The sequence below is a fragment of the Catenibacillus scindens genome, assembly GCF_014202115.1.
In the GTDB taxonomy this organism is placed as follows: domain Bacteria; phylum Bacillota; class Clostridia; order Lachnospirales; family Lachnospiraceae; genus Catenibacillus; species Catenibacillus scindens.
Genome location: NZ_JACHFW010000005.1, coordinates 188,337 through 212,896 on the forward strand (window position 1 = coordinate 188,337; position 24,560 = coordinate 212,896).

Consider the following 24,560-nt stretch of genomic DNA (forward strand, 5'->3'; position numbering starts at 1 on the left):
CCTTCCGGGAGGATGCCCACGATTACTTTTTTACTGAACCGTATCGGTATTTAACACTCCTCCGAGGAAAATTTTCGTCAGCGTTTCTACCACTTCTTCATCGGAATATTTTACATCAATTCCCACAACAATTTTATACTGTACGGCAAAACCGAACAATGACCCAACATAAGTCTTTGACGCCAGATAAAGATCCACATCTTTACGCAGTTTCATACTGCTTTTCTTTAACACAGTCTCCACACAGCGGGACACATATCCGATCCCGTTTTTGTGATAAATATTACTGACCTGGGGATATTGTTTTGAATCACGTATAATAGAACGGGTAAACGCGATACGTTCCGGCGTGTCAAAAATTCTCAAATAGGCCAGTCCGATTTTTTTAATGGCGTCTTCCAGATTCGCTCCTTCAATTTCCGGCTGAATCGCAAGAAAATTATAGTAAAACGGGGTTTCCTGCATAACTGCGGAGTACAGTTCCTCTTTATCGCTGAAATACTGATACAATGATGCCTTTGAACATCCGGCCTTGCGGGCGATAAGATCCATGGACACTCCATCATACCCCTTCTCACCGAACAAAATCAGGGCCGTCTGGATAATAGACGCTCTTTTAGCATTTTGAATATCCTTCAACTGCTCATTTTCTGAAATATTTAGTGTATCAAAAATCTCTTTTTTTCCGGAAAAATGAAGATAAATTGTAGATATGGAAATTCCTGCCGCTTTGGCAATATTATTGATCGTTGTTCTTTTATAGCCCTTTTCTAAAAAAAGCGCTTTAGCTGTTTCCAATATTTTTTCCCGAAGATTATTTTCCATTGAGGTTCCTCTCTTTAATCATCATATTATATTCAGTTTAGTCCCCTGATGATAAACTGTCAAGAAACAATCGCTCCATTCCTGTGGCCTTCTGGATGCATATGATCAAAGTCTGATTGAGGCTCTGACTGTCCGTGAAGAGCCGCCGTTATATGACCCAAAAACGGACCTGATCCACTGGAGCAAAAACATTTCAGCATAAAAGTATGTGAGACAACCAACGCCGCTCTCTATGAGTTAACAAAGAAATATCCGGGAAAAATTTTGGGAAGTGCGGCACTTCCCGTCAAAAATATGGACGCGGCTGTGGCCGAACTTGAAAAATGTGTAAAAGAATACCATTTTGTCGCCTGGCACACCCACTCCAACTATGGGGACACTGCGCCGTATGATCTTGCCTACCGCTCGATTTTTCAAAAAGCCGCGGAACTTGGAATTTACATCTATCTTCATCCACGCCATGTATACCATTTGTATGTGTATCGTTGTGGGCTGCGTTATGTCTGCAGGCTATATCTCCGGCGGCGATCTTGTGACCCAATGGTTCCCCAAGAAAAAAGGCATTGTGATGGGGTATACGACCATGGGACATAATCTGGCCTCTGTGGCATATGTCCCCCTGATCACATTTCTTGTAGGCCGCTATGGCATCGGAAACGGCGTTGTCTCCCAGATGGTACTGAGAAATATGGAACTGGGATTTTCCAGAACACAAGCGACACTTATTTTAAGTCTTGTAGCCTGTATCGGTCTTGTAGGTTCCTTCTTTATTGGATTTATTGACGAACGCATGGGAACAAAGAAAGCTATGATTATTTTCGGCGTCTGGTATGCCCTCTCCCTTTTTGCCAACGCCACCAACAATACCGTCCTTGTTTACTTATCCATCTTTATGATCGGTATGTCCATCGGAGGTTCCGCCAACTTTACCACATCCCTGACAACATCGGTGTTTGGCCGCCAGGGATTTAGCAAAGTAAACTCAGTAATCTTCCCCATCCAGGGAGCCGTATCCGCCTTTTCCTTTGTAGTCAACGGCATGGTCTCCAATATTACCGGCGGAAGCTTACGCTACTCCTATGTCATTTTTGGCATTATCTCCATCCTGTCAATGCTCCTCGTTCTTTTTGTGGACGAATACCGTTTTAATAAAGACTGGCATCAGGGAAAGACCATTGAAGAAAAGAAATAAGTTAAAAATGAAGAAGCTGCGGAGGTTTAAGTGTCCGCAGCTTCTTCATTTTAATTGCCGCTGGTGGGAAGAAATGGCTTAATGGCATCAGCCACGCCGGAAATAGGCATGGTCTGAAGCCATATCTTGCCCGGCCCTGTCAGGACAGTATTGAAAAATCCTTCGCCGCCAAGCATTTTATTTTTCAGGCCGGCCACCTGACGGATATCAATAGACACCCCTGTCTCAAAGCCCGCTACATTCCCTGTATCCACAATAATCTGCTGTCCGGACGCCAGTTCATACTCGATAAGCTCGCCGTCAATCTCCACAAAAGCCATGCCCTGTCCGGAAAGCTTCTGCATAATAAATCCCTCGCCGCCGAAGAAACCGGCGCCCAGCTTTTTGCTGAAATATATATCCAGATCTATTCCTGCCTCTGAAGCAAGAAACGCCTTCTTCTGCAAAACCATTTCTTTACCGGGGCCAATGGACAGGGGAATAATCTTCCCCGGAAAGCTTGAGCCGAAAGCAATCATCCCCGGACCTCCCTGGGCTGTAAACACATTCTGGAACATACTCTCGCCGGAAAAAGCTCTGGAAAACATTCTCCCAATGCCTCCCCCGGTAGTATCCATGGTGATATTGGGCGACTGCCATACCATGGATCCTTTCTCTGTAATCATCTGCTCACCACTCTCAAGATAGCAGATCACAACTGGAAATGCCCCGCCTTTAATTTCATACCGCATAACCTTCTCCTCCTCATCTTTTATCTTTAATACTGCCCCACACGGGACAGGGTATAGCCGCATCCGATGGGCTCTGACTTACCAATGGCGCAGGCCAAACTGCTGTTAATTTCATTATAAAGGTCCCCTGAAAAATATCAAGATTTTTTTCTCAGACCGATGACCAGTCCCCCCATCAGAATAAAGCCATCTAACGCAAACATCAACCCGGCATTTTTCACATACCCGCCCATAAAAAGCAGGCAAAAAATTTCCGCAGACAAAAGAATAAAGCACAGACTGTTGGTCAGATAATCTGCAATCATTCCATTAACTCTCCCATACTTTAACCCCATTTTCCATCGAAAAATTATTTTGAAAAGCGGCCTGACAACAAGACATCCCCCAGGATAGGCAAATATAGCCAGCTTATCCGCCGTTGACACTGCCATACCCGCACTGTACTGAATGGGAATTTCAGACGGCAGCTTAGGGTAGGCAATCACAGCAATCAAAAAGCTGATAGCCAGCATTGCCAGCCAGGCAAGGCGTCCGCCCCACAGCGACACAAAACGAAAAGCATCCATCCCCAGCATTTTCTCATTGCTTTTCCAATACTGATCCAAATCATTAACATACCTTTCTACAACTAAACTGGCATAAGTGAGACTTTGGTCTTGCGACATTTTCTCACACAAACGCCGGGCATTTTTTAAATCGTTGATCTGTTGATCCAAAATCTTCACCTGACGCTCCACCGCTCCCTTCAGCCCGATCTCCCCGGAAATAATTCCCCGTATTTCTTCCACCGGCAGCCCAAGGGTGCGCAGATAAGCGATCTTTTTCAGCGCCTCCACATCTGCCTCGCTGTATTCCCTGTATTGATTGTGTTCATTTCTCTTTGGACAGATCAACCGTTCTTTTTCATAAAACCGTATATTGGACCGGGCAAGTCCGGTTTTTTCCTCAACCTCTTTAATGGTCATAAAAATCCTCCCATCTCTTACATCATACTTGAATTGTAGAGTATCAACAAGGTTTACAGTCAAGAGATTTCGAATATTTACCGATATTCGCTCCGTGGAGGGATGGCATATCGCCCTTGCTTGTGGAACCAAAAGGTATTGCCTGCTCTGGCCGATGGTTCACAGCTAGTATTCTACTTCCGGAGATTAGTATATGAAAATCCCAGGCATCCAAATATCACTGCCAGGATATCAACTAAGGTTCGTAAAATCAGGTCAGGAATATCGGCGCTAAACACCAGTGGCATAAAGAAATTGAAGAGTAGCAAATCCACACCAAACAAGAGGCCGCCCAATATCATTGCCCGCATTATCCGATTTTCATTGTTGATATGCAGATTCAGCCATGCCATCACACAGGAGATTACAACACCTGTCAACAGGCACCACAGTACCGTTTCTAACTTTTTTTCAGCAAAGGAAGAGTAAGTATCAAAGATGAGATATTGTATCATCCGCCCGGCAAAAAAGCAGACAGTCACGGCCAGCACCGGAAGAACAGGGAATACTGTTTTGGGCCCATCTGCGCGGCATTCGGATTTTCCAAACAGCCATCCAAGCATTAAACCCATAATAATCAAAGCGGCACTGTCGGCGATTGGATAAGTAACGCGGTCAAGGACTGCTACATGGGGCAAAGGTTCTAATAGATAAACAATCCACACCGCGCAGCAGACAAGTCCGTATTTTAATCCTTGTAAAATACTGTTTCCAGTCATCCTGCCCCGAATCAACAAGAACAACGCGGCAATCAGGGAGTAAGCGAAAATTCCATAGACAGTAAACGCCAGCGGCATGGTACCGTTCTGCGCGAAAATGCTGGGTTCCAGAACCGTCTGTTCACCGGCCGGGATGGAAAGTTGACCGATAATACGGACGATGGTGGTGGCCAAACCGACGAGAAGGATTTTCAGAATATTTTTAATGACCTTATTCATATCGCATCCCCCTTCTGTATTTCCTGAATAATCGGTTCCAATGCGCAAAAATCCGTGAAATCCACCTGTTTTCCATAAGTTTCTATGAGCGCCCTATTTTCTGCCGTTTGTTTTTCCAGGGGCGTCCTGTGCAAGGATTGGTATAACAGTTTCATCATCATCCGGTGACCAAAAGAGAGCTTTTGATAATTTATTCCACCGCGAAGATGGAAAACCTTCGCTCTTTCAATCAGTTCCGGGGAAAGCTGCTTTTGCAGAGAAGTATGGATATTGTCCCGGTTTTCTGATTCCTTAGGGTCGGCCAGCCCAACTGTAACTAGGATCAGCTTTTGTCCATCCTGAATGGAAAAGCCCCTCAAGGTTTTCGCCAGGCCCACGACGCCCCCCGCATACAGGCCGCCCATATAGATAATCGTGTGCATCCCTGAAAGATCCGGAGCCTCCTTATAGCAAACTGCCGCAATATTTGTCAGCTCAGACAGTTGTTTCGCATACCGATATGTACTCCCATATTGGCTTCCATAAATAATAATCTGATTCATTGCTGTTCTCCTTTTAACATGTCCATAAATCCCTTATTTTTCCTATAATTATACAGCGGGCAGCATTAAGAGGCTACCCGCTATCGGTAAAAATCATGTAAAATATCCAGTTCATCCAAGAATAGCATTTACCCATCCGTCCTTATTTATCTTTTGTAAACACAGGATTCCACTTATTTAAAGTTTGTTGACATATATTCCTCCTCATTTTCAGAGGAATCCTGTACTTAAAGTACAGCCAAAAAAGCGTTATATTTCAATGGCATTTTCAGATTGGAATACTAAAATAGTAACTATTCAGCCATGCATCTCGGATTCTCGCAGCTAACGCAGCTTTACCGCCGCTTGCGCGGCTGAATCCTCGCTTATGGCTAAACGCCATATGTCTGGGTTAATAAAAAATCCTCTGCAAGTAAACTTGCGCCGTATTTTTTATTAACCCAGCCGCATGGCGGAATAGTTACCTAAAATAAGGGGAAAAGCTGCGGACTTTTCCCCCTTATTTTTTTACTGTATTTAATTAATCCCTGTAATAATTAATCAGGCAGCCTTTCAGAATGATCTCCCGCTCATCATCGGTAAGATCGCCAAGGCGAAGTGTAAATTCAGACAGGCCATTTTCTCCCACAACATAAGCCTTCACCTGAGACGCCTTGTCCAAAATAGCCTGGCGGATGGCCGGAATAAACAGGTAATCGCCGTTCTTAAAGGGCAGATCGCCGGTGTCAATAAGGAATGGCAGCATACCCCAGTTAATCAGGTTGGAGCGGTAACGCTTTGTAGCGTACTCGTTGGCAATATTGGCCCAGCCGCCAAGAACTTTCTGGCAGGAAGCCGCTTGCTCGCGGGCAGAACCATCGCCCGGCTTCACAGCAAAGATCGTGCTTCCAATACCGGTGTTTTCGTTGGAAACCTCCGGATAAGCCGCCCTGATAGCCGCAAGAACAGGAGCAATCTCTTCAAAGCCTTCTTCCGGAGCCTTGCCTTCCACTCTTGCCTTTTCTGCTTTCTGGACAGCCTTGGCCCGGCCCACATATGCCGGATCTTTTCTGGAGAGAGCAAACTCTGCCAGTCCTAAAGGATTAGAACGGTAGGAGGATGTCTCGCCGGATGGGATCAGCTCGTCGGTTGTTGTCACCGGATCATGGATCTCAGAAACCACTTTCAGCACAAGGTTGTCTGTCAATGCTTCCATTGCCGGCCAGTCTTTAATATTGGGACCGAACTTGATCTCAACACTCGGATCAGCCACACCCTTACTGTCGAATACGCGGTTGTCATAAATGCGCTTGTCAAAGAAATATTTCGGTTTTGTATAATTTACATCAAAATCGGTAGCTGCTGTCAGGTAGCCTTTATTGGCTGCTGTGGCGGCGATAGAACGGGCGTCCATTAAAGCGACAGAAGCAATCTGGCCGCTTTGAAGCTTGGAACCTTCACGGTTGGGGAAGTTACGTGTAGAGTGACGGATACTTAACCCATTGTTAGCCGGTGTATCGCCAGCGCCAAAGCATGGACCACAGAAAGCGGTTTTAACAATAGCGCCGCACTCCATTAATGTGGCCACTGCGCCGTTTTTAACCAGTTCCATATAAATCGGAGTACTTGCCGGATATACACTTAACGTAAACTCATCCGGACCAATGCTGGAGCCTTTAAGAATATCAGCAGCGTCACAGATATTTTCAAATCCGCCGCCGGCGCAGCCAGCGATAATTCCCTGCTCCACATAAAGTTTTCCGTTGTGAACTTTATCTTTAAGCGTAAAGTCCACAGCGCCGTCAAGGCTGACAAGAGCTTTCTTCTCACAGTCATCCAGAATATCCATTAAGTTGGCATTTAATTCTTCGATAGTGTAGGTGTTGCTTGGGTGGAACGGCATAGCGATCATTGGGCGAATCGTACTCAGGTCGATCTCGATCATGCCGTCATAGTAAGCCACATTGCCCGGATTCAATTCTTTATAATCTTCCGGACGGTAGTGGATCTCATAAAATTCTTTCACAGCGTCATCAGTTTTCCAGATAGAAGACAGACATGTAGTTTCTGTAGTCATAACATCCACGCCGATACGGAAATCCACGCTGAGATTTTCAACACCTGGGCCCACAAACTCCATCACTTTATTGTTGACATAGCCGTTGGCAAAAACTTCGCCGATAATGGCCAGGGCAACGTCCTGAGGGCCAACGCCTGGGATAGGTTTTCCGGTCATATAAACACCCACGACGCCAGGCATATTAATATCGTAAGTTTTATTTAAAAGCTGTTTTACAAGTTCCGGTCCACCCTCTCCGATGGCCATAGTACCAAGGGCGCCGTAACGTGTATGGCTGTCTGATCCTAAGATCATCTTTCCGCCGCCGGCCAGCATCTCACGGGCAAACTGGTGGATAACCGCCTGATGGGGAGGTACGAATACGCCGCCGTATTTCTTCGCACAGGTCAGGCCAAACATATGGTCATCCTCGTTAATAGTTCCGCCTACGGCACAGAGACTGTTGTGACAGTTGGTCAGAACGTAAGGCATAGGGAATTTTTCAAGGCCGGACGCTCTGGCTGTCTGGATAATACCTACATAAGTGATATCATGGGATGTAAGTTTATCAAAGCGGATCTTTAACTTCTTCATATCCGAGGATGTATTATGGTCTTTTAAAATGCCATAAGCCATGGTCTGCTGGGCCGCTTCCTCTTTTGTCACAGAACATCCTGTTTTTGCGGCTATGGCCTGAGCAGCCTCAGGGCTATCGTCTACGATTTCCATGCCATTTAACAAATATGCTCCGCCATTATGTAATTTAATCATTTGGGGACCTCCTTTAAGAAATTGATCGCGGCAGCTTGTCCCGTCACACATCATAGTCCGGACAATATAGCCGCAAAGATTGTATACAAGAATGCAATACTTATCTACTATTATACTGACCTTCAATTGTTTTTGCAACCCTTAATTCCCGGTATCTCTTTAGGAAACAGTTGTTAGCTACTGTTCACTGGCAAGCCAGCGAACAGCAACTTTCGCAGGCTTATTTAAAGTTATAGTGCAAACGTTTATAAAATTTATTGCTTATTTACCTCAATAAAAATATAATAATAGTCACAGGCAAACATTCCTGCCTTAAATATTTTTCAGGAGGTATTTTTATGCAGATCGGAATTGGTACATACTCATTTGGGGGAATCGCCAGCTATCTGGGATTAGGGCCCTCGCTTTTGGACAAATTTAAAACTATCCGGGATCTGGGATTTAACTGTGTTGAGCTTTTGCCGGCGGACCTTGACAATGACGTGGAGGACATAAAAAGATGGCTTGAGGAAACCGGCCTTGAAGTCACATCTGTCCACGCAAAGCCCACGGAAGAGATCGTTAAGAAGATGGCCGCCCTTGGAGGAAAAGCAGTAATCTGGGCAGGCACACCGTTTTGCAATAAACAGGAAGCCATTGAAGTGGCCCATGAATTAGACGCCATGGCCGATATGGCCAGGCCCTACGGCATTAAGATCGGCTATCACAATCACAGCCAGGAATTTTATTTTGACGAGGGCAAATGCCTTTTAGAGCATCTGCTGGATAACAGTACCAAATGCTTTTCCCAGTTAGACTGCGGATGGGCCATGAACGGCGGCATGTATCCGCCTTATTTTATCCGCAAATACAAAAACCGTATTCTCTCCATCCATGTAAAAGAAAACAGCAAAGTATCCGGTCCCGGCCCCCGGCCGGCCTCCCGCTATGACCAGCAGCCGGACCCGGCCGCAGCTTTTGGCAATATTATGGAAAAATCTGTTGAAGAGCGCCAGAAGATCCTTGAGGAGATCGAGCGGGCCAACGCGGCAAATTCAGAGCCTTTCCAGGCACAGTGCAAAATGGGCGCGCCCGAATCCAACATAGATTGGAAAGAAATAAAAAAAGCCCTGGATGAGCAGGACTTTGACGCTTTCTGGATCGTTGAGCGCGAAGGCTTTTACGATGAACACGATAAATGTATCGCGCAGGACTGCGCATGGCTGAAAGAAAACCTTTAGCCGCTCAAGAGAAGCTGGACAAACTTCCCATCATCAGATAGTCAAGGGAAATTCCCCCGCTCTGATAATAGTTCGGGGCGGCAGCACGCCTTGCTGTCGCCCCCTTGATTTGCCTGGCAGCAAAAGCGGGCAGGGCGGCGGGCTTTGCTATTCCGTTATCTCTTTCAGCTATTGTCAAAGGAAATGTAGATAGTTAGACTATTGGGTATGTAGCTGCCGCTGAGATTGTTAAAATAATCACAAAATAAGCAAAACGGGGCAAAATGTGGCATATTGAGGCCGTCAAAAGTAGTAAAAACGTAGTAAGAATGGGGGTGTTACTACTGTTACTGACATTCATCTTTCGGCTATATAACTGTTATATTTTTAATTCTCGTCAAGAAGTGCATTACTATGCATAAATTCAATAAAACTAAAAATAATCTTTGCGTTTCTTTGAGCAATATCGGCCTCTGTAAAATCACATACATTTTCCGCCAATTCAAGAAGTTCTTTTATCCTGGTTCCCGCTTTTTTTTGTTTCCGACTATTTTCAAATCCAATATAGTATTTTACTTTATCACTAAAACGATAATCGGAAGCACGAATATTAATCCTCTTTTCAAGCAATACTTTATTTCCAAGCGATTCCAGATTTCTTGGATTTGACAGAGAATGTTCTTTATCCTGTCTGTTTTTAGAAAAGATATGCTCAATTTCTAACGTTGTCTCTAATGAAAGAAGTTCTTGTTCAGGATTCTGAAAAGCCCACCATGTTAATATTGATTTGGTAATTGCTCTATTATTACTGAATACATAATTGTTAAATGCATTTTGTAGTTGTTGCGTTCCGAATTGATATTCCATAAAACTTACTGGCCTATCATTCACAACATTAATCATTTCTGCAAAAACAGGAGTACGAAGCGCATTAACTCCTGGATTTGTAATAGCATATGCCCAAATAAATGCTGTGATCTTATTTAAAAATTTATAAAATTTTTCATCTTCCAGCATTCCCTGGCTATCTCGATTTGCCATGTAATAGACAGAGACAAAATAAGTCCACATACCATTAGGTGCATAATTAAGAACAAAAAGTTTCCTCAAAATACGATCCGAAAACCTTTCTATGCTCTGATTTTGTACATCATTCCAAAAATATGCTAAGTCAATCAAATTATCAAACGTCTGATCATTTTTTAATAGGGCATATGCATTTTTTTCATAAAATTTGCGAAGAGCCTCTGTTGTGGAAGATTTAATCCCCTGCTTAGCTCTTTCATAATACATATATCTTGTAAAAAGTTCATCCATCGGGGTTCCTGTCATTGGATGAAATATAGAATCACAAAGAACCTCAAGTTCTTTCCAGCGCCGGATAAACTGCTCTTTCTCCCCTTTATTAGAGTAATATTTATAAAACTGTGCCTTGAAAATATCGGCATCTGAAAGTGGTTTTCCTCTGTCATTAAGTGTAGAGAAAATACGCAATGCTGTATCCTGTGATTCAGCCTCTATGGGCAACAGTATACAGTTATTTATAATTCGTATCGGAAAAAAAGAAAACCAGTCTGGATAGGTGTTCAGAAATTCTGCGATCTTCTGTTGAAAAAAGCGATAATTATTCGCATAACTGCTTTTTTCTTTTTCTGTTAACGTTCCCGTTTTTAAAATATTAAGGAATTCCTCTTTGTCTTTATCTGTTGCAACTTCAGAATCAATTTTTAATGCACTTTTATCCGGATCTCCAAATTCATCTGTTTTCCAAATACATTGTTCAATAAATTTGCTTGTTTTAACAGCTTTATCATTTCTCATACTGCCATATTTTTCATAAAAGGCACGAAGCAATAACATCAATGTAGTAAGGCGCTGCTGTCCATCGATAATTTCCATCTTCCCATCATCATTTTTAAAGGTAACAATCGGCCCCAGAAAATATTCATCACTCTCACTATTAAATTTATCACAATTACTTTCCGGGAAAGCGAACAAAAAAAGATCATCCCATAAAGTCTGGCACTCTTTTTCTCCCCATGCATATGGCCGTTGATAATCCGGAATTAAAAAATCTGATTTTTTATCACTGAACAGTGTACGGACACTTTTTTGATCTATATTTAATTTTGACATTTTCCTCTCCTATACCTGAAATTGTAGCTAAATGAATTTTCTTTCATGGACTCTGTTTACTATTCCGTCCATCACTTTCCCTAGTATATCAAAATATTCCCTCTTTTACCAGATTCTGTCTGCTAAGTTATTAAAGAAAACGCCCTGCCGAAGCAGAGCGTCAGTGTATTCTTTCTTTAATTAAAGCGGATATTCGCAATCCACAGCTATTTTCAAATTGCCCGGAACATTTTCTATGAAACTGTCCCCTCTCCGTTTATCTTTTCCATTTCCTTTCTGGCATTCTCTAGTTCTTCCACCCACTTCAGCTCATCCACGGCATCATTCAGGTCCAGATGAGTATAGATGTTCAACATTACTCCAATATCGCTATGCCTCATCAAATACTTGACCTGAGAAATCTTCTTCCCATTAAATGGCTCCTTTTTCATAAGGTTCTTCACAAATTTGTAATTCGCCAGGGTGTTCGGCTTTACCCCGGTTTTCGTTAACAGATACCTTTCTACCAGTTCCCTCTACAAAGAGCGTTGTATGGTTGACTGGCTCGGCTGGCTTTGCTATTTCAGTAAATTTGCCATTTCCTTCATATAGAGAGGAATATCCAATGCCTGTGGACAGTGTGCTGTGCAGTTTCCGCAGCCAATACAAGCCGTAGGCATTTTTTCTTCTGGTAATGCTTTCAAACGGAACAGTCGCCATGTTGCCATATCGCTGTTTCCTAACGCAGCGGCTTCATCGCGATAGTCATTGTAAGCAGACAGGAGCGAAGGTATATCCAATCCTTGCGGGCAATTGTCGCAGCAATACCGGCAGCCGGTACAGGGAACCGCTATCTTTTTGCGGAGTATACTGCTGATTTTTTCTAACTTTGACAATTCTTCGCCGGTCAACTGATATTCTAAAGCCGCAGTGTTTACGTTTTCTTCTGTCTGCCGCATATCGGACATACCACTTAAAGCTACAGCTACACCCGGCAGATTCATCACAAATCGAAGTGCCCATATAGCCGGGGAAACATCTGCCTTTTTGAGAAGCTGCAAACATTCTTCGGGTAAATTTGCCAGCATACCGCCGTGGACAGGCTCCATAACCATAATAGGAATGCCCTGCTCTTTCAAAATTTCATATTGCTGCTTTGCGGTTCCTTGATACCAGTCATAGTAATTTAACTGGATCTGCACAAAATCCCAGCAGTTATGTTTGAGCAGTTCCCGCAGACAGTTCGGTGTACCGTGGAATGAAAATCCTAAATAATTGATTTTTCCCATGCGCTTCTGTTCTTGAAAATAGGGGATACAACCGCAGGCTTTGTAATCTCTGGCTGTTAAGTCAGTGATTCCATGCAACAAATAGAAGTCGATATATTCTGTTTGGAGCCGGTTCATCTGTTGGGAGAACTGAGCTTCGTAATCGGGATTTGCCTGTACATTGAATTTATCCGCTATATAGAAGCTATCCCGCGGATATTTAGAAAGGGCTCGTCCTAAAACCACTTCGGATTTGCCGCCGTGATAAATATAAGCCGTATCGTAGTAGTTTACGCCATGTGCCATACAATAGTCGATTACTTCTTGCGCTTTTGGTTCGTCAATGGGGCCGGCAAATCCCGGTTCTGTCTGCGGCAACCGCATAGCACCCAATCCCAGTTTGGAAAGTTTTATATTATCTTTGAATATCTCGTATCTCATAGTTTCTCTTTTTTAACGTTTGATTGCATCCCAACACATTTGAAAAACGACTTCTTTTTCACCCCTTTGCCGCCCCTGTAGATTTCAGCAGTGCCCGCACCGGGCTGGCCTCCGCGTCGGACAGCCTCAGAGGCAGACACATCATCTCATATCTTCCCGGAGTGACAGCCTCCAGACTTAATGTCTCGATCACCGGTATCCCCGCGCCAAGGATCGTCTTATGAACCCCGCCATCCCCGCTGCCCGCCGGCTCAATGGTGAGATAATCAATACCGATACATTTTACCTCCATCCGGACAAGATATTTTGCCGCCTCCAAATCAATGGCTGCATAGTCTTTTAACAGTGTTTTTCCTTTAAAGCGCCGGCCATTGGACGTCTTAAACAAGAGCCGCTCTCCCGGATGAATATGGCAGCTTTTCAAAAACTCCAGGCCAATATCCTGTGGACTGTCCCCCAAAATATCATAGCCGATCACCCGTACAGGGCCGTTGATCCTGTCAAGATCAATAAAATCCACACCGGCTCCACCGGGAACAAAGTGGAGAGGCGCATCCACATGAGTGCCGGTATGGCATCCTAGGCTGATCTGGGAAACATTACAGTAATCTCCCTTTTCCATAGACGAACAAACCGTTCTTTCATACGGTGGATCTCCGGGATATATAAGCAATTTATCATTGACCGGATAAGTCACATCTATCCACATAACTACTCTCCCCCTTCTTTTATACGGCACTCCCGGCATAAACCGTAAAATACCGTCTTACTTTCATCCACGCAAAAGCCCTCTTTTTCCATAGTCTGGCGGACAAATTCCCGAATCAGGGGATTTTCTACATGAAAAAGCTGTCCGCAGCATGTACACATCAGATGACAGTGCTGCCGGCACTCCGGCTGATCGCCAATATATTGATAACAAGCCGGCACTTTATCCGATATGGTATATCTTCGGATCTGCCCTTCAGCCTCCAGCACTTTTAAAAAACGGTAAACCGTCGCCTTTCCCACCGACTCGCCCTGGATGGACAGATCCGTCAAAATATCTTCCGCCCGTATATGGCCGCTGCCATGGGCTTTAATATATTCAAGAATCACCGCTTTCTGGTGGGTATTTCTCTGACATTTCTCTTCAGGCATCCTACACCGTCTCCTTTTGTCCGGACTCCATGGCTTTCATAAAAATATCATACATTTCTCTGTTGGACTTTTTTAAAGACAGCGGTTTCATATCCGGCGTGGTAAAACAGTGGCCTGTGCTGCCCACAGCGCAGATTTTCCCGCTCTCCTTGTGAACCATGCGGTACTCAATGGTCATGCGTATTCCATTAAAATAAGTCAATGATGGAAATATCTCCACAGTCTCGTCAAACTTCACATAATTTTTATATTCGCACTGTGCGGACAGCACCGGAATCAGTACCGATGCCTCCTCCACCGCCTTATAAGGCAGCCCCATACTGGCCATGTAGGCGATCCGCGCCTCCTCCATCCAGCGTATGTAATTGGAATGATGGACAATCCCCATCTGATCTGTCTCATAATAATAGGCTGTCCTCTCATAAGAAAAAGGCCGTTGAATAATAATTTCTTTCATAGTCATTTCATCTCCGTTTTAAAAAGTCCTATTCTTTTATGGGGCAAACATAAACTTCCACTAATACCTGATCCCATCGGACTTTAGCAATATGCCTTTATTGTAGCAGACATTGTCCCTTTTGTGAAATTAATTTTTCATTATGCATATAATAATGGGGAAAGGAGGTTTTTTTAATGCACTTTAATCCATTTGAACAGCGTCCCATGGCCATTGAGCAGACGTTTATGGACTGGAATACCATGTATCCCAGACCTTATGATAAAAACACTGTCAATCCCTACACCAAAACCCGTATCATTCTTATGAACGGTACAGAATTTGAGGCCCAGTGGTTTTCCAGAAATTTTTCCCGTCACTGTCCCGATAACGATCTTCGCCGGGAACTGGCTATGACGCGGCGCAGTGAACAGCAGCAGCAAAAGCGTATTGCCTGCTTAAAGCCCAAGGATGAAACGATCCTTGAGCATACCATCGGCTATGAACAGCTTGCCGTTGACCTGACCGCGGTTATGGCGCAGCGTGAATGCGACTGCAATGTCAAAAACGCCATGGATCTGGCTCTGCTGGAAGATTTTGACCATTTATACCGCTACTCCAATCTTCTTGATCTGGAATACGGCCAGGACCCGAAAAAACTGGTAGGCGGATATACGGAGATCACGCCAGGGCGGCCCACCATCGCCGAACACCGCTGCCCTATGGACAGCATTTTTAAAGATATCCACAACAAGTCCGCCGCCCTGCTGACCAAACTCCATGTCAACATTATTACGGCGGCGGAGCAGCAGACCATGAATTACTATATGAACGTAGCTCCCCTGTACTGTAAGTCCGATATCGGCCGCCGTCTGTACCAGGAGATCGGCATGATCGAGGAAGAACATGTCAGTCAGTATGAGAGCTTAAAAGATACCCGTGCCACATGGCTTGAAGATCTGCTGATGCACGAATACACCGAATGCTATCTATATTATTCCTGTATGGAATCGGAGTGCGATCCTTATATCCGCTGCATCTGGGAAGAATGCCTGAACCAGGAAATCGCCCATCTGCACAAAGCCAAAGACCTGCTCTATAAATATGAACACAGGGAATGGCAGCAGGTAATCCCATGCGGTGACTTTCCGGAGATCCTTGTTCTCGGTCCAAATATTGATTATGTCCGCAAAATCCTGGCCACTACGTCAGGCAATACCCAGAAAAAGGAGGATGTTGTCTCGGTTGGCAGCCTGAAAAGAGGCGACCGCTTCTTCCTCTACCAGCAAATCGTCAACCACGACGTCAACTGTGTGGCCAGTCATAACATTATCGACCAGCGAATCTGCGCCAAAGGTATGGATTACCGCTTTGAGACCGCTAAAAATCCCGTGGCCCCCCTTACTGCCCGTAACTGCGACAACGTTACCTTTGCCCGCATTCCCTGCGATACGCCGTCTCAGTATTCCACGGCTGGAAAAACTTCCGACTGCCCAAAACACTGTTAAATGCTTATCAGGGGTGTGTGCGGCAAAACACGCCGCACGCGCCCCTGATGAATGTATCAATCCAGATCAAGAATATAGGAAAACTCATTGCGCTCCTCCTGGTCAATATAGCGCACCACCCTGGCCGGATTTCCCACAGCCAGACAGTTATCGGGGAGGTCATGGACAACCACGCTTCCGGCACCTACAACTACATTGTCCCCGATAGTCACCCCCGGAAGAACGACACAGTTGCCGCCGAACCATACATTATCGCCAATATGGACAGCTTTTCCCTTTGCCGCCCCCGTGGCCCGCTCCGCCGCAGTCATGGGATGATTCACCGCATAGACACAGGTTTTCGGCCCCATAAGGCAGTTATCCCCGATGTAGATAGGCGCGGCGTCCAGCATAACACAGTCAAAGTTTGCGAAAAATTTCTTCCCAACAAAAATATTGTATCCATAATCACACTTAAAGGGTGGCTTAATAAAAATCTCATCGTCACAGGAACCGAGGAGTTCTTTGAGCAGCGACCGCCGCAAATCTCCCTCCTCCTCTGTCGTCCCATTGTACCGGGCAGCCAGCGTCCTTGCCCTGGATTTATCTTTCATCAGATGAGCGTCGCCAGTCATGTAAATCTCGCCGTCTGTCATTTTCTCACGTTCCGTTTTCATTTTGTCATACCTCATTTCCGGCAAAACTGCCATTGTATACTGTAGTTGGCATTACCTGAAAGGTAACAGTTCAGCGTAGACGCGGGCTGAACTGTTACCTTTGAAATATAGGATATCACAGTTTATTTTCCCGGACAAGTCCGGCCCCCAAATCTATTTTCCCGGAAGACGTATAAGGAGAAGCTCATGGGCCACCAGGGGCATAGCCGCCAGAAAAATAAGGATTCCCCACTCATATCCCATCAGGCGCACAGTTCCGAAAGCCTGGACAAGCCATGGGATCTCAGTGACAATAAACTGAAGAAAAAAACCAAGCACTACGGAGATCGTCATCAGCGGGTTCTCAAAAAGCTTCATTTTAAAAACTGACCGCTCCACATTGCGCATACCAATGGCATGGAAGAGCTGGGACATGCCAAGAACCGTAAACGCATAGGTCTGACACCTGGCCAAAAGCTCCGGATCCTGCAAAAGATTTTCAATGGCCTGAAGAGTCATGGCCATTCCCTGGCTCTTGAGGATACCGTAAGGTACTGTCAGGAAAGCGCAGAGGCTAATAAAGGCGATGAGACATCCATAAAACAACGTGACAAACAGACCACCTTTTGCGAAAAGTCCTTCACTGGCTTTTCTCGGCGGACGGTCCATAAGCTGGTGCTGATCATTTTTGTCAATACCCAAGGCAAGGGCCGGCAAAGAATCGGTAATGAGATTGATCCATAAAATATGGCTGGCCTTTAGAGGCGTCCCAAGGCCCAGAAGGACGGCGGCAAACATGGTAATGATCTCCCCGAAATTGGAGGAGAGCAAAAATAAAATAGCTTTTTTAATATTTCCGTAAATAGCCCGGCCCTCACCAATGGCCTTTTTTATAGTTGCGAAATTATCATCCGTCAGCACCATATCCGATGCGCTCCTTGCCGTGTCCGTACCATTTTTTCCCATAGCAATACCGATGTCCGCTGCTTTTAAGGCGGGGGCATCATTGACACCGTCGCCAGTCATGGCCACAATATTTCCCTGGGCTTTTAAGGCGCCCACAATGCGCACTTTATGTTCCGGCGACACTCTGGCAAAAACGCTGACTGAGTCGATCACTGAAGCAAGCTGGTCATCGTCCATGGCGTCAAGCTGGCTTCCACTCATACATTCCGACCGGGCGCGGGCAATTCCCAAAGGTCTGGCAATGGCCAGAGCCGTATCCAAATGATCGCCGGTAATCATTACCGTCCGCACCCCCGCTTTCATAAAATCTCTCACCGCCTGGTGGGTCTCAGGTCTGGGCGGATCAATCATACCGGCCAGTCCCAGAAAGGTCAGCCCCTCCTCTTTTGGAATCCCTGCCGGGAGATTTTTCCGGTCAAAACTTCCTTCGTAACGGCAAAAAGCCAGAGCCAAAACCCGCAGCGCCCTTGATGACATTCCCTCCATAGCTTTAAGGATGTCCCCGCGCTGACTTTTTCTCAAAGGCTGTATTTGACCGTCCATATAAATGTAGGTACACCGCTCCAGCAAAATATCGCAGGAGCCTTTTGTAAATCCTATGACGCCATCCGGGCCGTCATGGAGGGTGGTCATCATTTTTCTGGAAGATTCAAAGGGAATCTCTCCGATCCTGGGATAACAGGCCTGGGTTTTTTCCTGTTCCAGGCCGGCCCCGGCAGCCATTTCTATAAGAGCCAGCTCTGTAGGATCTCCGATACGTTCATTTTCTGAGATCAGAGCGTCGCTGCACAGTAAAAAGCCTTTCATAAAAAGATCAGCCCCGGCAATATCCCTTACAGAACAATCCGCCCCGGAGGTATCTGTCCCGGAGATATCTGTAAGCTTTCCATTCAAATAAACTTTTGTGACCATCATCTGATTCTGGGTCAATGTTCCCGTCTTATCGGAGCAGACCACATTCACCGCGCCCAGAGTCTCCACGCAGGGCAGCCTGCGAATGATCACATTAACTTTAACCATCCGGGATACGCTTAACGCCAAAACAATGGTCACAATAGCCGGAAGTCCCTCAGGGACTGCCGCCACCGCCAGAGATATGGCAGTCATGAGCATTTCCAGTATGTTTCTGCGCTGCCCTACAGCAATGACAAATAAAACCACGCACAGAGTCACCGCCACAATACTTAAAAATTTACCAAGATCTGCCAGGCGCTTTTGCAGAGGCGTAGATTCCTGTGGGGTTGCCTTGAGCAGACCGGCGATTTTTCCGATCTGAGTATCCATAGCGCAGGCCGTCACGATCCCCATGGCACTCCCGGAAGTTACGCCTGTAGACATAAAAGCCATATTTTTACAGTCTCCCGGCCCTTTAGGCCCCTCGGTCAAAAACAGAGCGTCCTTCCCAGCCGGCACTGATTCGCCGGTCAGCAAAGATTCATCCACTTTAAAATGGCTGGTAAAAACAAGCCGGAGATCCGCCGGAATCTGGTCGCCGGCAGTGACCTTTACAAGATCCCCGGCGACAAGCTCACTGGCGGGAATCTTTGAAAAATGTCCGCCTCTAAGCACCAGGGCGTGAGGACTGGCCAGACGTTTCAGCGCCTCCAAAGCCTTCTGTGCCTTCCCTTCCTGGATCACTCCGATAACCGCGTTCATAGCCACAACAATAATAATGATCAGCGCGTCGCTAACCTCCTTTAAAAACAGTGAGGCGGCAGCAGCCACTAAAAGTACATAGATCAGCGGTTCATTGAGTTGCTCAAAAACCATTGTCAAAACCGATTTACGGCTGTCGTCTGCCAGAACATTTGGACCGTTTTTTTTCAGCCGCTCTCTGGCCTCTTCCTCTGTCAGTCCGTTTTTTATATCTGTTTTCAGATGTGCGGCAGTCTGCCGGATGGTCTGATCTTCATACAACTTGATTTCCTCCTTGTCCCGTCATACAGTTTTGCTCCTTTTCGCCGTTTTGTGCGTCATAAAACCATAGCCGCCCAGACGCACTCCATGATCTTTTGACGCTTGTATCATACTATATGTGAAGGAAATCTCCCATATGCAAAACCTCAGACAGATCAGCAATGATCTGCCTGAGGTTTTAATCAGGTCTTCTTTATAAATTTTGTACGGCACTTGGGACAGGTAATCTCAATCTTTCCCTTACCTTTTGGAATACGAATCTTCTGCTTGCAGCCGGGACAGGTGAAAATACGGTAATCCTTCCGCTGTTTCATCATATATTTTTCTTTGCTGAACAGACGGCGGATTCCTGCTGTCAGACTCATAAACTTTTCATTTTCCCGGTAACGCTTCTGAATATTTCTTGAAAACACCCGGACATAACCGAGAATGACAATCACAATGCCTGCCAAATAGATGATATTACTCACGATGACCGGCCGGCGCACAAAGGAAGCAATGACAAGAATCACAAGACCGCCGATCATCATCACCTGTGACAGCCGGTCCAGACCATAGCGGCCCTGCATAAAACGATACAACTTTTCTCTCATAAGCAGATTATTACAGATACTCCTTTCCGTTCAGCTTGCGCTCCATCATCCGGTCTTCCTCACTCATATAGCGGACAAAGATCTGTTCAAAAATACAGGTCGCAAGCAAAGCGCCAACTGTCGGCATAAAAAACAAGGCGATAGGGAACAGCCACATAATAAACAGAGAGCCTGCGGCCACTGCCAGCGCCAGGATCGTCCACGGCAGATGGCGGACCATCATAAAAATACAGTTTTTAACCACACTTTTAATGGACGCCGAAAAGCGGGCCACATAAGGAAATATGTAAACTGCCGCCATGCACACAACAACAAAGAAAGCGATAAAAAATACCCTCGCGCCCAGCACCCAACTGCTGTCACCGCCAAAAATACCTACGATCTTTACGTCATTATAAAGCAGGAACATAAGCAGGGCGATAACGATCCACAAGATTGTTGACTGCTTGAAGGAAGATTTAAAACCTTTCCAGAACTGCTGCCATATATATCCCCGGTTATTTCGTATCGCCTTATTGGCTGTATAATATAATGCCGATGTGGAGGCACCGATGGTGACAATGGGAATACAAAAAATAAGCCACAGGATGCTGAGAAGAATACAGTCCAGAAGCTTTGTAAGTCCCTGCATCAACGGACTATCCATGCTGAAAATACCACCCATAATACAAAAGTCCCCTTTTCTTTTAAACTAGATTTAATTATACATGAATACCAGGGTAATTTCAAGGCAGCCTCACTTTTGTTTATGAAAATTTTAGATACTGTGAAATCCTTTTCCCACGATCTCGCTTGTGTTGGAAATCATCACAAAAGCAGAGGGCTGAGTCCGGTGAATATAATTTCTCAGCCGCACAGCTTCTGTACGGCTCAGCACAGTGTTGATAATATGCTTTGCCTGTCCGCTGAATGCCCCGGTAGCCTCCACCTTTGTCGCACTCCGGTTCAGGTCGTGAATAATAAAGTGGCAGATCGGCTCCGGGTCATTGCACACTACAGTGAAATACTTGCACAGGTGGATATTTTCAATAATACCGTCCACCATAAAGGACTTCACCGTCAGGCCGAGGAAAGCGTACAGGCCAGTCTGGATATCGAAAATAAAACAGGTGGCTGCAGCAGCGGCAATATCGGTAAACAAAAGAGCCATCCCGATATTGACGCTTGTATATTTTTTCAGGATCATGGCAATAACGTCCGTACCACCGCTGGAGGCACCCATATTAAACAGAATGGCTGATCCCAGTGCGGGGAGGGCTATGGCAAAGCACAGCTCCAGCATTGGCTGGTCCGTAAAAGGCCGCGCCATAGGGTATATCCGTTCCAGACCGGAGAGCATCACCGACAAAAGTACCGTAGTGTAGGCGGTTTTCGCCCCGAATTTCCGTCCGAAAAAGATAAATCCCACTCCCAGAAGGATCATATTCAGCCAGAAACTGATATCACTGGCAGATAAAGGGAGAAACTTGGCAAACAGGACGGCAAAGCCGGTCACTCCTCCAAAAGTAAAGTTATTGGGAAACTTGAAAAAATAAACGCCGACAGCCATTAAGACAGTACTGAATGTGAGCCAGAAAAATGATATCATCTTTTCTTTTTTCATTGCCATTCCCACTCCTATTTTGTTTTCAAAAACCTGATTAGTTCAGAGCCGCCAGGCGTTCTTTTACCTGAGCCAGCATATTTGTATATTTCTCCAGTTTTTCTTTCTCAGCAGTGATCTTAGCTTCCGGCGCTTTGCTGACAAAATTAGGATTATCAAGCATGCCGCTGCACCGTTTGATCTCTTTGTTGAGGCGCTCCTCCTCTTTTTCAAGGCGCTGGATCTCCTTTTCAATATCTACAAGTTCGGCAAAAGGCATGTAGATGACAGCCCCCTCGATCACAGCAGACACGGCGTCATCACCGATTCCGTCCTTATCCTCCTGCACAAGGACTTCGCTGGCATAGGCCAGTGTGGCGAAGAAACTGCGGCTGTTCTCAAAAATATGCCGTACGCCCTCGTTTTCAGAGACAACGATCACTTTGGCTTTCTTGCTTGGGGGAACATTCATCCCCGCCCGCACATTGCGGATGCCCCGGACAGCCTCTTTGATAGTTTCCACTGCGTTCTCGTCCTCAGAGAAATTCCAGGCTTCTTTATATACCGGCCAGGAGGAGATCATAATAGACTCTTCCTCACTCTGTACATTGCAGAAAATTTCTTCGGTGATAAAAGGCATATATGGGTGAAGAAGCTTCAATACCTGGATCAGCACCGTCTTTAACGTCCACAGAGCCGCAGCTTTTGTCGTATCCTCATCATTGTACAGACGTGGTTTGACCATCTCAATATACCAGTCGCAAAATTCTTCCCAGATAAAGTCGTAAAGCTTCTGTACTGCAATCCCCAGTTCAAAGCGGTCCATATTGTCCGTCACTTCTTTTGCAAGAGTGTTGGCCTTGGACAAGATCCACTTATCCGCCTGAGTCAGGTCAGAAAGCTGTACCCCGTCAATGGAAATGCCCTTTTCACCGGCCTGCTCAAAGTTCATGAGCATGAAGCGGGAAGCGTTCCACACTTTATTAGCAAAATTACGGCTTGCTTCCACCCGCTCCCAGTAAAAGCGCATATCATTGCCCGGAGCGTTTCCGGTCACAAGGGTAAAGCGCAGAGCGTCAGCGCCGTATTTATCAATAACCTCCAGAGGATCAATGCCGTTGCCAAGGGATTTGCTCATCTTCCGGCCCTGGGAATCCCGCACAAGGCCATGGATCAGCACTGTGTGGAAAGGCACCTTTCCGGTCTGTTCAATGCCGGAAAATACCATACGGATAACCCAGAAGAAAATAATATCGTATCCGGTCACAAGGACGTCTGTGGGATAAAAATAGTCCAGATCTTCTGTCTTTTGGGGCCATCCCAGGGTAGAGAAAGGCCACAGAGCAGAGGAGAACCATGTATCCAGTGTATCCTCATCCTGATGAATGTGGGCGGAACCGCATTTCGGACACTTTGCCGGGGCGTCAGCTTTTCTCGCCACAATGATCTGACCGCAGTCATCACAGTAGTAGGCCGGAATGCGGTGTCCCCACCAAAGCTGCCGGGAAATACACCAGTCCCGGATATTTTCCAGCCAGTTCAAATAGGTCTTGTCAAAGCGTTCCGGGACAAACTTTAGCTGACCGGATTTTAATGCCTCAATGGCCGGCTTTGCCATCTCATCCATGCGCACAAACCACTGGAGCTTCATCATGGGCTCTACAGTTGTCTTACACCGGTCATGGGTCCCTACATTGTGAACATGGTCCTCAATCTTCACAAGAAGGCCCAGGTTCTTTAATTCTTCAACGATGGCCTTCCGTGCCTCATAGCGATCCATACCCGCGTATTTACCACCGTTCTCGTTGATAGTGCCGTCGTCGTTCATCACGTTGATCTGTTCCAGGTTGTGACGTTTTCCCACTTCAAAGTCATTTGGGTCATGTGCAGGGGTAATTTTTACCACACCGGTACCAAATTCCATATCTACATACTCATCGGCTACCACCGGAATCTCTTTATTAACAATAGGGAGAATAACCTTCTTCCCGATGAGATGTTTGTAGCGGTCATCGTTGGGGTTGACCGCCACCGCTGTATCGCCCAGCATGGTTTCCGGGCGGGTCGTGGCGATCTCCACCATTTCATCAGAGCCTACAATAGGATAATTGATATGCCAGAAATGGCCGGCCTGCTCCTCATAGACAACTTCCGCGTCGGAAATGGTTGTCTGACATTCCGGACACCAGTTGACAATCCGGTAATCTTTGTAAATATATCCTTTTTCATAGAGCTTTACGAAAACTTCCTCAACTGCCTTGTTGCAGCCTTCGTCCATAGTAAAGCGCTCTCTGTCCCAGTCGCAGGAAGAACCCAGCGTCTTTAACTGCTGGATAATACGGCCGCCATACTCTTCTTTCCACTGCCATGCTCTCTCCAGAAACTTTTCCCGGCCCAGATCCGCCTTATCAATGCCTTCTTTTTTCAGCTCTTCGATGATCTTTACCTCAGTGGCAATGCTGGCGTGGTCTGTACCCGGCTGCCAGAGGGCATTGTATCCCTGCATCCGTTTATACCGGATAAGGATATCCTGAAGAGTATTGTCCAGTGCGTGGCCCATATGGAGTTTTCCCGTAATGTTTGGCGGCGGAATCACAATAGTAAAGGGTTTCTTTGTGCGGTCCACTTCCGCGTGAAAATATTTTTTATTCAGCCACTTGGTATAAAGTTTCCCTTCAATGGCTGAAGGATCATAAGTCTTTTCCAGATTCATTCATCT

21 protein-coding genes and 1 pseudogene are annotated in these 24,560 nt (G+C 45.8%); 4 read left to right on the forward strand and 18 right to left on the reverse strand.

The window, feature by feature from the left end:
- Positions 1–30: 30 nt before the first annotated feature.
- Complete coding sequence (locus HNP82_RS08350) at positions 31–825, reverse strand: TetR/AcrR family transcriptional regulator (protein ID WP_183773238.1); 795 nt, start codon at positions 823–825, stop codon at positions 31–33.
- 198 nt (positions 826–1,023) lie between these two features.
- Here HNP82_RS08350 and HNP82_RS18795 point away from each other — a divergent pair.
- A pseudogene (locus HNP82_RS18795) lies at positions 1,024–1,218 on the forward strand (amidohydrolase family protein); the annotation flags it as partial.
- A gap of 37 nt (positions 1,219–1,255) precedes the next feature.
- Complete coding sequence (locus HNP82_RS08360) at positions 1,256–2,017, forward strand: MFS transporter (protein WP_330599502.1); 762 nt, start codon at positions 1,256–1,258, stop codon at positions 2,015–2,017.
- A gap of 50 nt (positions 2,018–2,067) precedes the next feature.
- On the opposite strand, the gene HNP82_RS08365 is transcribed toward HNP82_RS08360, so the two are convergent.
- The 5 genes from HNP82_RS08365 to HNP82_RS08385 all read right to left on the reverse strand — a co-directional run bounded on the left by HNP82_RS08365 (position 2,068) and on the right by HNP82_RS08385 (position 8,041).
- Positions 2,068–2,748 carry a TIGR00266 family protein gene (locus tag HNP82_RS08365; protein ID WP_183773240.1) on the reverse strand — a complete coding sequence of 227 codons (681 nt, stop codon included), beginning with the start codon at positions 2,746–2,748 and terminating at the stop codon, positions 2,068–2,070.
- Positions 2,749–2,885: 137 nt separating this feature from the next.
- Positions 2,886–3,713 (reverse strand): MerR family transcriptional regulator, encoded by an 828-nt coding sequence (locus HNP82_RS08370; RefSeq protein WP_183773242.1) that lies wholly within the window; start codon positions 3,711–3,713, stop codon positions 2,886–2,888.
- A gap of 173 nt (positions 3,714–3,886) precedes the next feature.
- Complete coding sequence (locus HNP82_RS08375) at positions 3,887–4,690, reverse strand: hypothetical protein (RefSeq protein WP_183773244.1); 804 nt, start codon at positions 4,688–4,690, stop codon at positions 3,887–3,889.
- Positions 4,687–5,232 (reverse strand): flavodoxin domain-containing protein, encoded by a 546-nt coding sequence (locus HNP82_RS08380; protein WP_183773246.1) that lies wholly within the window; start codon positions 5,230–5,232, stop codon positions 4,687–4,689. Before HNP82_RS08380 ends, HNP82_RS08375 begins: the two co-directional genes overlap by 4 nt.
- A 520-nt stretch (positions 5,233–5,752) precedes the next feature.
- A complete protein-coding gene (locus HNP82_RS08385) occupies positions 5,753–8,041 on the reverse strand; it encodes a hydratase (RefSeq protein ID WP_183773248.1) in 2,289 nt (762 codons plus the stop codon).
- A 338-nt stretch (positions 8,042–8,379) separates the two neighbouring features.
- On the opposite strand from HNP82_RS08385, the gene HNP82_RS08390 reads away from it, so the two are divergent.
- A complete protein-coding gene (locus HNP82_RS08390) occupies positions 8,380–9,261 on the forward strand; it encodes a sugar phosphate isomerase/epimerase family protein (RefSeq protein ID WP_183773250.1) in 882 nt (293 codons plus the stop codon).
- 366 nt (positions 9,262–9,627) lie between these two features.
- On the opposite strand, the gene HNP82_RS08395 is transcribed toward HNP82_RS08390, so the two are convergent.
- From HNP82_RS08395 to HNP82_RS08420, 6 genes are all read right to left on the reverse strand, one after another.
- Positions 9,628–11,376, reverse strand: a complete 1,749-nt coding sequence (locus HNP82_RS08395; protein WP_183773252.1) for a DUF262 domain-containing protein — start codon at positions 11,374–11,376, stop codon at positions 9,628–9,630.
- Positions 11,377–11,609: 233 nt separating this feature from the next.
- Positions 11,610–11,807: an integrase gene (locus tag HNP82_RS08400; protein WP_183773254.1), complete on the reverse strand. Its 198-nt coding sequence runs from the start codon at positions 11,805–11,807 to the stop codon at positions 11,610–11,612.
- Positions 11,808–11,933: 126 nt separating this feature from the next.
- Positions 11,934–13,064, reverse strand: a complete 1,131-nt coding sequence (locus HNP82_RS08405; protein ID WP_183773256.1) for an aldo/keto reductase — start codon at positions 13,062–13,064, stop codon at positions 11,934–11,936.
- Positions 13,065–13,122: 58 nt separating this feature from the next.
- Positions 13,123–13,773, reverse strand: coding sequence for a cyclase family protein (locus tag HNP82_RS08410; RefSeq protein WP_183773258.1), 651 nt, complete (start codon positions 13,771–13,773; stop codon positions 13,123–13,125).
- 2 nt (positions 13,774–13,775) lie between these two features.
- Complete coding sequence (locus tag HNP82_RS08415) at positions 13,776–14,204, reverse strand: Fur family transcriptional regulator (RefSeq protein WP_183773259.1); 429 nt, start codon at positions 14,202–14,204, stop codon at positions 13,776–13,778.
- Position 14,205: 1 nt separating this feature from the next.
- On the reverse strand, positions 14,206–14,661 hold the full coding sequence (locus HNP82_RS08420; RefSeq protein WP_183773261.1) for an acyl-CoA thioesterase: 456 nt from the start codon (positions 14,659–14,661) through the stop codon (positions 14,206–14,208).
- A gap of 176 nt (positions 14,662–14,837) precedes the next feature.
- On the opposite strand from HNP82_RS08420, the gene HNP82_RS08425 reads away from it, so the two are divergent.
- A complete protein-coding gene (locus HNP82_RS08425; protein WP_183773264.1) occupies positions 14,838–16,148 on the forward strand; it encodes a hypothetical protein in 1,311 nt (436 codons plus the stop codon).
- Positions 16,149–16,204: 56 nt separating this feature from the next.
- On the opposite strand, the gene HNP82_RS08430 is transcribed toward HNP82_RS08425, so the two are convergent.
- From HNP82_RS08430 to HNP82_RS08455, 6 genes are all read right to left on the reverse strand, one after another.
- Entirely contained in the window at positions 16,205–16,804 is a 600-nt protein-coding gene (locus HNP82_RS08430) for a sugar O-acetyltransferase (RefSeq protein WP_183773266.1), read from the reverse strand.
- 153 nt (positions 16,805–16,957) lie between these two features.
- Positions 16,958–19,666, reverse strand: coding sequence for a cation-translocating P-type ATPase (locus HNP82_RS08435; RefSeq protein WP_183773268.1), 2,709 nt, complete (start codon positions 19,664–19,666; stop codon positions 16,958–16,960).
- 182 nt (positions 19,667–19,848) lie between these two features.
- A complete protein-coding gene (locus tag HNP82_RS08440; protein ID WP_183773270.1) occupies positions 19,849–20,259 on the reverse strand; it encodes a zinc ribbon domain-containing protein in 411 nt (136 codons plus the stop codon).
- Between the two features lie 10 nt (positions 20,260–20,269).
- Positions 20,270–20,923 (reverse strand): YesL family protein, encoded by a 654-nt coding sequence (locus HNP82_RS08445; protein ID WP_183773273.1) that lies wholly within the window; start codon positions 20,921–20,923, stop codon positions 20,270–20,272.
- Between the two features lie 93 nt (positions 20,924–21,016).
- The gene (locus HNP82_RS08450) at positions 21,017–21,862 is read right to left on the reverse strand and encodes a YitT family protein (protein ID WP_330599504.1); all 846 of its coding nucleotides are present in this window, start codon (positions 21,860–21,862) and stop codon (positions 21,017–21,019) included.
- A 37-nt stretch (positions 21,863–21,899) separates the two neighbouring features.
- A complete protein-coding gene (locus HNP82_RS08455) occupies positions 21,900–24,554 on the reverse strand; it encodes a valine--tRNA ligase (protein ID WP_183773282.1) in 2,655 nt (884 codons plus the stop codon).
- Between the last annotated feature and the right edge of the window lie 6 nt (positions 24,555–24,560).